Source organism: Paenibacillus sp. Soil766, assembly GCF_001428105.1.
Classification (GTDB): domain Bacteria; phylum Bacillota; class Bacilli; order Paenibacillales; family NBRC-103111; genus Paenibacillus_E.
The window spans coordinates 62,503-75,421 of record NZ_LMSJ01000020.1 but is presented as its reverse complement, the minus strand read 5'-3'; the positions used below and the strand labels follow the sequence as shown (position 1 = coordinate 75,421).

Here is a 12,919-nt window from a genome sequence, read left to right as displayed (position 1 = left end):
AGCACACTTCCTTAAATCTTATGAATTTCACACCAAATTTTCGCTAATATTTTACTAACACTATTTTGAATTTCCTAGATGAAAACGGTTTACTCTTAAAATTCGACAGCGTATAATAGAATTATTAGCTAAATATTAGCATCATCACTCACCTCATCACATTTTACGAAATTCAAATTAGAAAACTATGCGTTAGGGGGAACTTCTAATGGACAGAGTTCTATTAATTGAGGACGATGATATTATCGGTGAGATGATCTGCATGTATCTGAAAGAGGAAGACTTCTTAGTTCTCAGGTGCCACAATGGACAGGAGGGTCTAACGGCCCTACACAATTTCCAGCCAGATCTGATACTACTTGATCTTATTCTCCCAGACTTTGAAGGTACAGAGCTATGCAATTCCTTACGAGGACTGACACCTGTTCCGATTATTATCATCTCCTCAAATTCCAAAGTCAGTGAGAAAATTGAAGCTTTTACCGTTGGTGCCGATGATTATTTATGCAAACCATTCAGTATGCATGAAATGAAGGCCCGCATCCAAGTCCTATTACGCCGCTTCAAAAAGGAACTACCCGCTGAGCAGCAACCTGTTATTCCTCCCCCGATTCGCCAACGGATTACCGTTCCCGCCATGGAGCTCCAAATTAATTTAGAGAAACGAACCTTGCACGTACGAGGTGAATCGATCGAAATGACCTTCTCTGAGTTTGAGCTCATTCGATTATTAGTTGAACATCCTGAACGGGTATACCGTCGCGAAGACCTGATCAATGCTTTACGCGGATTCGACTCCTACATAAATGAGCGAGCGATAGATGTACATATTACGAATTTGCGCAGGAAAATCGAGATCAATCCCAAAGAACCAAAATATATTAAGACCGTATGGGGCGTAGGCTATAAATTTGTAATCTAAGCCAATTACATAATGACCCGATCCAGAATTGGATAGGGTCTTATTTTTTTGTTTGCATTTATGAGAAAAACTTCTATCGAAGTCCTTCGAGGATGAGCGACCGCGTTTCAGCGGAGAGACTTTGGTCTTCGACCAAAGATCCCTATATATGGTGGTTTTTATCGCCAATAAGAATTTGTTCTTCCGAGCCTCGGAAACTTATAAATTCTTATTCGGTAAAAAAATAACAAAAATGGGTTGACCTTCCAGTGTATTTCCTTTATCATTTGAATTCTGAACCACTGTCGCGGGCGGTAACTATAACTATGTAACTTACAGGTGAGGTATTCAAATGCACAATGATAAGTACATGAGGAAGCTAGATACGCTAGGTCAAGGAAAGAATGTTGAGCTTGGAACGGAAGATCATCTGGCAGCTCTGAAGAAGGCGATCTGGGCTGCAGAAATCCCCAACCATCTCGAGATCATTCATGTGGGGGAGAACCATATTCACATCTTCAGTTCCTCACTAGAAACCCTTCATGTCATTCCCATCGGCATCCTCGATCTGAATCGTCAATTCAACTTACAGAAAGCTCCAAACCAACGGCAGATCGCACTATGTATCAAATGGCTCTCTTGTCGCCTGCCGCCTACCTTACAGACTTTCGCTTGTATCGGCAGAGGACTCCATGCCCTGCAACAATCACCTATTGAACTAGAGCAGGACCGCTATTGCTTACGTGAGGATTTCCTTCTCTTTGCGCAGCAAATGACCCTCCAAGAGGCTCATGCGTTTGCTGCTGATTTCCCTTCCAGGCCCGTTTGGGCGGAGGACATTGTTGCTTTGCACTGTGTTATTCTAGCGGGGTTGTTCAAATCTGGTGCCACCAAATTCATGCCGCACATCTTGTAATCCAACTCCTTAACGGGATAAGTTATGCAGTATCAACATGGTGAATATGCTTGATAAAGTCACCTGACAAGGTGGCTTTTATTTCATACATTTAATTAGGGTGACTAACTAAAATGACACATCCTTTACAAGGCCATTTAGGCTATTGGATTAAGCAAATATATCGAGATTTCAACCTTCTCTACGATCAGAAGCTAGCCGATTATGGACTGACTGCTTCACAGGTGAATGTCCTTGAAATACTGTGGACATTCGGGGATGGACTTACGCAGAAAGTGCTGGATGAGAAACTTCAGATCCGTCCAGCCTCCTTGACCAATCTGATCGACACGCTCGTTGCAGGAGGTTGGGTGTTACGCAAGTCTGATGAACAGGATGCACGGGTGAAGCGCGTCTATTTAACGGAATCTGGACGTGCTCACATCGCCATTTGCCTGGCAATGATCACTGATCTTGAGCAGCATCTTAGACAAAGCTTGGCACCAGAGGAAGCATCTCTCCTTCTTGTTTGGATGAAGAAGATCCATGCGCATCTCCCGAAGGATTCTCTTCATTGACAACACCGGTGATAGAACCCGCCTATAACGAGGTCGCATACTATGTATTGACCTCGTTATAGGTATTTTATTAACCAGGTATTTCACTAACTAGGCGTTTCACCCCATTTTTATTTAGTTAGACTAAGTAATCAACGAGAATTCCCACAGCTCTGAACGATTTATCTTTTATGGGGAGAGGGGACAGGAAGATGAAAGTTCAACAAGTTGTTCAAGGTGTGTATCAGTTACCACTTGGGACCGTTAATGCTTACTTGATTCAAGCAGAGGACGGTCTTATACTGATTGACACTGGATTGCCAGGAAGTGCTCCCAAGATCTTGGAGGGCATCCAAGCCATCGGTCACAAGCCGTCTGACTTGAAGAGCATTCTACTTACGCATGGTCATCCTGACCATGTAGGTGGGACAGCGGCACTGAAGCGAGAGGTTCCGCATGTGAAGATCTATATCAGCGAAGTGGATGCGCCGATCGTAGAGAAGGGGCAGCCGCAGCGTCCGCTGACGGCAACGCCTGGACTGCTGAATAAACTGTTGTTCCGTTTATTCATCAAAGAAACGCCGATAGAAACCTTTCCTATCGACGGTTATCTGAAAGCGAATGACACGCTTGATTTCGCTGCTGGTTTGCAAACGATCCCTGCTCCTGCTCACAGTGCAGGTCAATTCGCCTTGCTGCTGCCGAAGCAAGGCGGCGTGATGTTCGCCGCGGATGCAGCGGCCAATATGATGGGCCTTGGCTGGAGCATCGGCCACGAGAACTTCTCGCAAGCGAAGCTTGACTTGATCCGCTTAGGGAAGGCGGATTTCAATGTCGCTTGCTTCGGCCATGGCAAGCCTTTGCTCGAGAAGGCTTCGCAAACGTTTCGGGCCAAATGGGCGTAGGCTAACTGACGGAGAGGAGGCTGAGCCTGAGATAGTCGATTTCTTCGACTATCTCCTCTCTTTTCGCGACTGTCGAGCACGAGTTAGTCGATTTCTTCGACTATCTCCTGCCTTTTCGCGGACGTCGAGCACGAGATAGTCGATTTACTCGACTATCTCCTCCCTTTTCGCGGCTGTCGAGCACGAGATAGTCGATTTCTTCGACTATCTCCTCTCTTTTCGCGGACGTCGAGCACGAGATAGTCGATTTCTTCGACTATCTCCTCTCTTTTCGCGGACGTCGAGCACGAGATAGTCGATTTCTTCGACTATTTCCTCCCTTTTCTCGGCTGTCGAGCACGAGATAGTCGATTTCTTCGACTATTTCCTCCCTTTTCGCGGACGTCGAGCACGAGATAGTCGATTTCTTCGACTATCCCCTCTCCCAACCGCCCACACAAAACAAACAGGCCTTCAGCAAGTAGACTTATCTACTTTACAGAAGGCCTGTTCACATTCACTCTTTCTTCTTCACCTTAATCGAAGCCAGTGTTGCTCCCTCAGGCACAGCGTGTCCTCTCGATTTGGACAATCCGATTCGCTGTGAGGTGTAGATCCCTGAGTGGCCGGAGAACAAATAGCTCACGATGCACGCCATGAACATGTAGAGGATCCCCTCAGAGCCGAACAACTCTACGCCCATGATGAAGCAAGCTAGCGGCGTGTTCGTCGCACCACTGAATACGGCGATTAGCCCCAGCGCCGCTAAGAATGGCGCGGACAAACCCAACAGATCGGCAAGCGAATTGCCCAAGGTGGCGCCAATGACGAACAGCGGGGTTACTTCCCCGCCGAGATAACCAGCACCGAGTGTAAGCGCGGTGAACACCGTTTTCCACAAGAAGGCGAAGTGGGCTACCGGCTCTTCAAACGCTTGCTGCAGCAACGGAATGCCCAACCCCAGGTAATCCCTCGTTCTGAAAACCGCGACAAGCGCAATAATCACAAGACCGCCGACAAAGGCTCGCAGCACCGGATTGGCAAATAGCCGCGTATATAGCTTTTTCATCCCGTGGGTAAGCTCGCTAAAGAGGATGCTGGCTAATCCAAATACGATCGACGCCAATACGACCTTGAGAACAACCCCTGTGGATAACTCAGGGACACTCCCCATCGCATAGTGAATATGGTGAATCCCCCATGCCGTGGTCACGAGGTTGGCTACCACACTGGCAATAAAACAGGGAATCAGCGCCTGATATCTCACCATCCCAATAGCGACGACTTCCAAGCCGAAGACGGTTCCCGCAAGCGGCGTCCCAAAGACGGAGCCAAACCCGCTGCTAATGCCGCACATGAGCAAGATTTTCCGATCCCCCTCGTCCACTCGGAAGATACGTCCTATCCACTCAGCGAAGCTTCCCCCCATTTGAACAGCTGTCCCTTCACGACCTGCTGATCCGCCAAACACATGCGTGACAAGTGTCCCCATGAGCACCAATGGCGCCATACGGAAAGGAATCGCTTCCTTCCCTTCATGCAGTTGTTCGAGGATCAGGTTATTCCCCCTGCCCGAATTTCGACCTATTTTCAGATAGATATAAGCCATCAACGCCCCGCCTAGAGGTAAAAGGAACAACAACCATGGATGATTCAATCGCTTCTCGGTAACAAGGTCTAAACTGGCTAGAAACAGCGCCGAAGCGGAACCTGTCACAATGCCAACTAGGCTTCCATAGAAAATCCATTTAATAAACGAACCCATAAGTGCAATATGCAGCAACGCAGCTGCCTGCTCAAAAACTGCCCTTAGACGTTGTTTCAACGTAATTCTCACCCCCAATGAAAAGACCTAGTTTTGCAGTGGTCCGACTCGATCCATCAGATGCTTGCTTTCTGCGTTCAAGCCAATTATCGTTACGGTTTTATTCATTTGCTCGTATCTTTGCATCGTTTTGGCAATCGCCGTCACGGCTGAATGATCCCATACATGAGAAGAGCTGAAATCGATAACGATCGCTTCTGGGTCATTTTTATAATCGAAAAGCTCTACAAAATGCGCCATCGTACCGAAGAACAGCTGTCCCGTAATCCGATACACTTTGGAACCATTCTTCTCCATACTCGCGTGAGCCTTGATTCTTGCAGATCGCCAACCGTAGACCAATGCACTCAAAATCACACCAGCTACTACGCCTAAAGCTAAATCGGATGTGGCCAAAACGACGGCTACGGTCACGATCATAACCAATGCATCGCTCCGCGGAATTCTAGCTAACGTCCTTAGTGAACTCCAATCGAAAGTTCCGATGGACACCATGATCATGACACCAACCAGCGCTCCCATTGGAATTTCCCGAACGACATCGCCGAGAACAAGAATCAGGAACAACAGAAACACCCCAGATACGAACGTCGATAACCGCGCTCTACCGCCGGATTTCACATTAATGACCGTTTGTCCAATCATCGCACAGCCTGCCATTCCGCCGAACAACCCTGAAACCACATTCGCGATCCCTTGGCCTTTGACCTCTTTATTTTTGTCACTTTTCGTTTCGGTCATCTCATCAACAATCGTGGCCGTCATCAGGGATTCCGTCATGCCCACAACTGCAAGTGCTAAGGAGAACGGCAGCATGCGCCAGACCAGCTCTAGCGACAAATCAATTTGTGGAATATGGAAAAATGGCAGCTCTTGTGTGATTTTGCCCATATCCCCTACCGTTCGAAGATCCAGATGCAGGCTCATAGAAATGATCGTCATAATAATAATAGCCACCAGCGGCGAAGGTACAGCCGTAGTAAATCTGGGCAATAGATAGATAATCGCAAGCGTACCCGCAATCATCAATGGCATTTGCCAATTCGCCCCTTCAAAGCTAGGAAACTGCGCCATGAAAATAATGATCGCCAAGGCATTCACGAATCCCGTCATAACCGAATGGGGGATGAAGGTAATGAATCTGCCGAATTTCAAAAGCCCCATCACATACTGGAGAACACCCGTCAGTATTGTCGCGGCAAATAAATACTCGATCCCGTATTTCGCCACAACCGGCCCCATCAACGAAGCCATAGCGCCAGTTGCCGCGGAAATCATTCCTCGGCGCCCGCCTACAATCGAAATCGTCACTGCAATACAAAATGAGGCATACAGCCCCACCATCGGGTCTACCCCCGCTAAGATTGAAAAGGCAATCGCCTCGGGAATCAGCGCTAAGGCGACCGTTATCCCCGCGAGGACATCCTTCCTGACGTTCGAGAACCACGCCATTTTAAACTTATGAACCAACAACTGATCTCCACTCCTTCTTCGTATTTCTTGACCTTTCAGTCTCAGAAAAGCCGGGTCCGTTCGTCAACTTGTCTCATTATACACAAATGTTCGACATCCCTCTAGATTAAAAAATAAAAAGCACAGCACACTCCAAGGAGCGTACTGTACTTCATCCAGTGATTTTTATTTGTCCCTACGTTGCACGAACTGGTTTGTGATTGGTAACCACTTCTGTTTCTTCTTCCTCTGCTTGACCTACGCGTTTGATGAAGAAAGATAGCACTAATCCGACAACTGCAATTCCAATAATAACGAGATAAGAATCATTAATCCCCTGGATCGATGCCTCTTTAATTATTTCCTTCGTAGCAGTCGCCGTTTTACTTGCCGTCATTAACTCGATGACATGAGACTTGGATCTAGTCGTCATGACGGTAATCAATAATGCCGTACCAACACCGCCAGCCACTTGCTTGATGGTATTGGATATCGCGGTACCATGCGCATTCAGCCTTGCAGGCAATTGATTGAGTCCCGCCGTCGTGATCGGCATTAAGAATAGCGCCATACCAAAGCGACGTCCTGTGGACATGAGAACTAGATACGTATAACTTGTAGAATCCGTCAAATTAATGAATCCAAGTGTGGTTATGATCGTAATAACCATACCGATAATGGACAACCACTTCGCTCCGAATTTATCGAATAGCTTACCAGCGATTGGCATCATCAAGCCCATCAGCAATGCGCCAGGGAGCATCAGAATACCAGATTCCAATGCGGTGTATCCACGAGCATTCTGCAAATACAATGGAAGCAGCATCATATCTGCATACATGACCATTGTGACTGCGATGTTGATTAAAGTGGTCAAGGTAAACATGTTATGCTTGAACGCTCTAAGATCCAGTAGGGGGTCTTTGATAACCAGTTGACGCCATGTAAACAAAATTAATGCGACTACACCGACAACAATAGATAAGATAACTTCCACGCTTGACCAGCCTTTGCCGCCAGCACTACTAAAGCCGTAAAGAAGGAAACCGAATCCGATGGTTGAAAGAATGGCACCCCATGTATCAATTTTGGGATACTGTCGTTCAGAGACATTTTTCAGATAGAAATAAGCAACGGCTATAACGATAACAACAATAGGTATGATGCCATAGAAAAGAACACGCCATGAATAATGTTCCAAAATATACCCCGCTAGAGCAGGACCGACTGCAGGAGCAAAGATGATCGCCAACCCAACCATACCCATAGCCCCTCCGCGCTTATCTGCCGGGAAGATCGTCAAAATAACATTCATCAGTAGCGGCATGATAATACCTGCCCCAGCTGCTTGAATCAATCGACCAGTCAACAACACCTCAAAGCCTGGCGCCACGGCTGAAACAATGGTACCAATGAGGAAAATAATCATGGACGCTTGGAACAGCTCCCGCGTTGTAAAGCGTTGCATCAGGAACGCTGTTATCGGAATCAAAACACCGTTAACCAACATATAACCAGTGGTCAACCATTGTCCGGTTGAAGCGGCAATATTGAATTCAATCATGAGTGGCGGTAAGGCAACGCTCATAATCGTCTGATTCAGAACCGCAATGAATGCCCCCAAAATCATGACAAACAAAAGGGGACCTTTCTTAATAGAACTAGGATCAAATGCTGCAATTTTACTCATTTCACATATTCCTTTCACATTCAGTCTCGAACTAATTGACATTGTGTTGTATAATAAACTCAATGTAAATAGTATTATAGTCATCAAACCCCATGATCACAAGCAACAGCTTTTTTATAAATGTTTATTAGTTTACATTTTTTATGGATATGTCGTCTATCTATCAGATTATCTACAATGTTTGCAGAAATTGTTGTATAGAACTTGGAGAGAAGGAATGATCGCTCATGTCAACAAAACCCCAACGTGTAGACCCTCGTGTACTCCGAACGCGTCTATTGATTCGAAATTCCTTTATCGAATTACTTCAGGAGCTTGAACTCGAGAAAATAACTGTGAATCGTATCGCGGAGCGAGCGACAATTAATCGCGTTACCTTCTATCTTCATTATCAAGATATCCCCGACATGGTCGATAAGCTGGCTGATGACATGATTAACGAAATCCATATCATCTTGAAGGAAGCTCCGGATCCTCCTGGCTTTACTATCCAGATCATACTGAACATGCTTGAGCATATCGCTAAAAATTCAAATTTCTATAAGGTTCTGCTTGCTTCCAAGCGTATTCCTGTATTTACGGAACGGCTCATGAAGCTGATCGCTGATCATATCACCAGTCGCATAGACAAGATAGAAGCTACTTCCACTTTGCATGTCCAGAAAGATATCGCGATTTGGTACGGCTCCTCGGCCATCATTGGTACGATTGTTTTCTGGCTTCGGAATGATTTGCCCTACACACCAGTATTCTTGGCCTCACAGCTTGCTGAACTCTTGCATTTGCCGAGACCCGAATAGTCCAGCGATCGTGCGGGCATAGTAAAAAGCAAAGGGAGCGAACCAGAAATCTGTTCGCTCCCTACAATTCAGCTCTAACCTCATTACTTCTTCATCGCTTTATAAGCGTCGCTTATTTCTTTGTCGTACTCTTTTCCTCCGGCTCTTTCCCACCCGCTAAGCATCTCCGCATACGTCTTCTCGAAATCCGTTGAAATAACCACTTTGGAAACACCTTCATACAGGCTCTTCTCGATAGCTGCAACGGTTTTCTGAGCTACGGGCCGAGGTGAATCGATCACTGTGTTCGGTTTGCCGTATTTCTTGAAAATATCATAATAAGTAATGAATGAATTAGCGTACTCTTCCCGCTGCTTCGCGTCCGGAAGTGAGAGGGCTACTGACTTAAGCAGTTGTTCTTTGTTTAATGCTGGTCCCCCTTGTTGAACAATGGCCAGGTCTCCCGAAAGAGATACCCATGTGGTTTTCTTATTCAGTTCGGGATCAATCTGTACTTTAACTCCTCCGTCATCCTTCCAGTTTACTCCCTCAATTCCGCTTTGTACGGTCGCAAGATTCTTCGGTTCAACCATCCAGTTCAGATACTTCAAGACAGCATCCGGATTCTTGCTGGATTTCGGAACAGCGACAAGCATCGAGAAATCCGATACCTTTGACATAACCTGAGATCCATCCGGACGTTTGAATGGCTCTACAGGTACCCAAGTTGCTGTTGGAACCGATTTACGTGTAGCCACATTCAGGTTCCACGGTGTGTCGTTGGAGTCTACGAAGCCCGCAACACCACTGTTAACCTGTTGCGTAAATTGCTGAGAGCTCACATCTGTAACGAATTCCTTGGAGATCAGCCCCTCTTTGTAGACTTTGTTCATCCATTGGTAATAGGCTTTTCCTTCAGGTGTAGCAACGGATGATGTGAAGACACCATTCTTGTAGTTGCCATCTGGCGAATAGAACTGATTACTCGGACCATCCATATTGACACCGAAACCAAACATGGGACCATAGTAGAAGGCTTTCATGGATTGGTTGATCGCAGGGAGCGCCCATGGGATCACTTTGTCTTTCCCAACGTTGCCCGGGTCTTTCTCTTTGAAGGCTTTCAGTACCTGATATAATTCTTCGTTCGTAGTCGGATTCTTCATCCCTAGCGCATCAAGCCAGTCTTTACGAATCTTCATGTTAGGACCGGAATATGTGTTGGCCTTCAGGGCAGGAATCGCATACCGCTTACCCTTGTACATCCCCACTTGGTCAAGCGCTAATTTGTTATTTTTAATCAAGTCTGGATACTTGGCTAGATAGGAATCCAGCTCCCATAATCCACCTTGTTCCGCGTATTTGAAGATCGTGTCCATGGAGTAGGTTAGAATAATGTCAGGCGCTTCGCCGGAAGCCATCCATACGTTCAGCTTCTCCGATTCCTGCGCTCTAGGCAGGGAGACGAATTCCACATCGAGACCAACCTTCTTCGTTTCATCAATGACATATTTAATAATCGGGTTATTGCCAAGGTTCTGACCCTCTGGCGCATTGGCACGGTCCCACAAGGTGACACGGATTTTAGCCGGTTTTTCAGGCTCTTTACTAGGCGTTGGTGAATTACTGCCACTTGGTGAAGTTGTTGCTGCGCTTCCTCCTTCATCTTTACTGGAACAAGCAACCAAGAAACCTGAAAGCATGAGCACGACAGCCATGCTCCCTAATACCCCTTTTTTAAGTACCTTTACCATAATGCATCCTCCCTAGTATAAAATTGCAGACCTACTCGTTGAACTGGGTTTGCGCCCATATCTTGTTGAGAATACATTTCATTTAAGCGCTTGCATTGTAAATATAGGCGCTTTCGTTAGGCGATTCTATTCGATAATTTTGACATTTTGATAGTTTTTTTGTTGTTCACTCTTATTCATCATCCTTTAACTGATCCAAGGAACGACCCCTTAACAAAATACTTTTGCAGGAAAGGGTATACGATGAGAATCGGAACCGTTGCGAAGACAATCGTGGCTCCCTTCAGAGACTCCTCAATGACGTTGAGATTATCCAAAGATTGCATCGTTTCCAAAGAGGTATCCATCTGGGCAAGCAGCAAAATGTTCCTCAGTTTCACCTGTAACGTATAGAGTGCCGAATCATCGATGTACAAGACGGCTGCAAAATAGGAGTTCCAATGACCAACCGCATAGAACAGACTTATCGTTGCCAATACGGCACCGGAGAGGGGAAGCACGACCTGTACTAAATAACGCAAATTACCACAGCCGTCCATGACAGCAGCCTCACGCAGCTCCTCTGGGAGATCCTGAAAAAAGGTTTTCATGATAATAACGTTGAAAGCGCTGATTAAACCTGGAAGCATTAACGCCCATAAGCTATTCAACAGCCCCAGTGACTTGATCAACAAGTAGCTGGGAATCATGCCACCGCTGAAAACCATGGTCACAATCATGAAATTCATAAAATATTTGCGCCCCTTCAAGTCCTTCCTGGAAAGGGGATACGCCGTTGTAATCGAGAATAGCATGTTAAGCGCAGTACCGACTACCGTGATATAAATGGTTACCCCTAGCGATCTGATGATATTGGAATCGGTAACGACCGATTTCATCGCATCAAGCTGAAACTCCACAGGCCAAAGCACAACTTTCCCCGTCTGTATGGCATGGCTGGAGCTGAAGGCATTCGCTAACGTATTAATGAAGGGAAATATACATATGAAAGTGAATAGGATTAGCAAGGTATAATTAACGATGTTAAAGCTTACGTCCCATCCCGAGTACTTACCGAATAAGCTGCGTCTATTTCCATGTTTGTGTGCAGTAGCCGCCATATCTCTACTCTCCTACTCCTTCGAATTTTACCAAAGTCCTTCCTTACCCAGACGCTTAGCAAAATAATTCGCACCAAGCACAAGAATAAGATTAATGATGGATTGCGACATCCCGATTGCCGTCGTAATTCCGAATTGCCCCTGCTTAATCCCCGAGGAGTACACGTAGGTGCTAATGACATCTGAAATATTCGTAACAACAGGATTCTGCAAAGCAAATGGATGCTCGAAACCAATGGATACCATATGACCGATATTGAGAATCAACAAGATAATAACAGTTGGCATAATTCCCGGCAGCGTAATATGTACGATTTTCTTCCATCTCCCTGCGCCGTCCATGACAGCTGCTTCGTACAAAGAAGGATCGATCATCGTCATCGCCGCAAGATAAATAATCGTTCCCCATCCCGCTCCTGCCCATACGCTGGACAGTGTGTATACAATGACCCACCAGGTCTCTCCGATCATGAAGTAGATCTCTTCCATCCCCATGAATCTCATCATACTATTTACGATCCCATATTTCGGGGATAGCAGATTATAAATAATCCCGCCCATGATGACCCAGGACATAAAATGAGGCAGATACAGGAGCGACTGCGATATTTTCTTGAAATATTTCGCCCTGATTTCATTCAGCATTAGCGCCAGAATAATCGGTGCCGGAAATCCCACAATAAGGCCTAGAACGTTAAGTAACAGGGTATTGCGGACGATCCTATAGAAGTCCTGAATCAGTAGCATATCCTTGAAATGCTTCAACCCTACCCAATCCGAATCGAGGATGCCTTTGAAGATGTTATAATCCTTAAAAGCTACGACAAGACCTAACATAGGAACATAACAGAATACAAAGAAGAAGATGATGCCCGGGACAAGCAGTAAGTACAAATCGTAATTTTTGAACAACTCTTTTGTAAAAGCACTTCTTCGTTTACTGTCCGTCTGTGCAATTATCTGGTGTTTCTGAGATTGTACTTCCATACCCTTGCTCCTTTCTCCAAATACGAACCCCCACAATTGAAAGCGTTTTCTGAACTGATAAAAAAATTCACTGCGCAACCTATTCTTCTTGTCGT

The 12,919-nt window shown here is 45.8% G+C and carries 11 protein-coding genes; 5 read left to right on the top strand and 6 right to left on the bottom strand.

Features of this window, described 5'->3' with window-relative positions; all coding sequences use genetic code 11:
- Positions 1–208: 208 nt before the first annotated feature.
- From ASG89_RS16140 to ASG89_RS16125, 4 genes are all read left to right on the top strand, one after another.
- Positions 209–922, top strand: a complete 714-nt coding sequence (locus tag ASG89_RS16140) for a response regulator transcription factor (RefSeq protein ID WP_057311724.1) — start codon at positions 209–211, stop codon at positions 920–922.
- A gap of 331 nt (positions 923–1,253) precedes the next feature.
- Positions 1,254–1,817 carry a hypothetical protein gene (locus ASG89_RS16135; protein WP_057311723.1) on the top strand — a complete coding sequence of 188 codons (564 nt, stop codon included), beginning with the start codon at positions 1,254–1,256 and terminating at the stop codon, positions 1,815–1,817.
- A gap of 113 nt (positions 1,818–1,930) precedes the next feature.
- The gene (locus tag ASG89_RS16130; protein WP_057311722.1) at positions 1,931–2,374 is read left to right on the top strand and encodes a MarR family winged helix-turn-helix transcriptional regulator; all 444 of its coding nucleotides are present in this window, start codon (positions 1,931–1,933) and stop codon (positions 2,372–2,374) included.
- 191 nt (positions 2,375–2,565) lie between these two features.
- Entirely contained in the window at positions 2,566–3,258 is a 693-nt protein-coding gene (locus tag ASG89_RS16125; RefSeq protein WP_057311721.1) for an MBL fold metallo-hydrolase, read from the top strand.
- 496 nt (positions 3,259–3,754) lie between these two features.
- Here ASG89_RS16125 and ASG89_RS16120 read toward each other — a convergent pair whose 3' ends face one another.
- The 3 genes from ASG89_RS16120 to ASG89_RS16110 all read right to left on the bottom strand — a co-directional run bounded on the left by ASG89_RS16120 (position 3,755) and on the right by ASG89_RS16110 (position 8,204).
- The gene (locus ASG89_RS16120) at positions 3,755–5,002 is read right to left on the bottom strand and encodes a voltage-gated chloride channel family protein (protein ID WP_057311775.1); all 1,248 of its coding nucleotides are present in this window, start codon (positions 5,000–5,002) and stop codon (positions 3,755–3,757) included.
- A gap of 87 nt (positions 5,003–5,089) precedes the next feature.
- Entirely contained in the window at positions 5,090–6,532 is a 1,443-nt protein-coding gene (locus ASG89_RS16115) for a SulP family inorganic anion transporter (RefSeq protein WP_414813272.1), read from the bottom strand.
- Positions 6,533–6,710: 178 nt separating this feature from the next.
- On the bottom strand, positions 6,711–8,204 hold the full coding sequence (locus tag ASG89_RS16110; protein ID WP_057311720.1) for a DHA2 family efflux MFS transporter permease subunit: 1,494 nt from the start codon (positions 8,202–8,204) through the stop codon (positions 6,711–6,713).
- Positions 8,205–8,431: 227 nt separating this feature from the next.
- On the opposite strand from ASG89_RS16110, the gene ASG89_RS16105 reads away from it, so the two are divergent.
- Positions 8,432–9,004: a TetR/AcrR family transcriptional regulator gene (locus tag ASG89_RS16105; protein ID WP_057311719.1), complete on the top strand. Its 573-nt coding sequence runs from the start codon at positions 8,432–8,434 to the stop codon at positions 9,002–9,004.
- Positions 9,005–9,087: 83 nt separating this feature from the next.
- Here ASG89_RS16105 and ASG89_RS16100 read toward each other — a convergent pair whose 3' ends face one another.
- From ASG89_RS16100 to ASG89_RS16090, 3 genes are all read right to left on the bottom strand, one after another.
- Positions 9,088–10,737, bottom strand: coding sequence for an extracellular solute-binding protein (locus tag ASG89_RS16100; protein WP_057311718.1), 1,650 nt, complete (start codon positions 10,735–10,737; stop codon positions 9,088–9,090).
- 179 nt (positions 10,738–10,916) lie between these two features.
- On the bottom strand, positions 10,917–11,837 hold the full coding sequence (locus ASG89_RS16095) for a carbohydrate ABC transporter permease (protein WP_057311717.1): 921 nt from the start codon (positions 11,835–11,837) through the stop codon (positions 10,917–10,919).
- 27 nt (positions 11,838–11,864) lie between these two features.
- A complete protein-coding gene (locus ASG89_RS16090; RefSeq protein WP_063867930.1) occupies positions 11,865–12,824 on the bottom strand; it encodes an ABC transporter permease in 960 nt (319 codons plus the stop codon).
- Between the last annotated feature and the right edge of the window lie 95 nt (positions 12,825–12,919).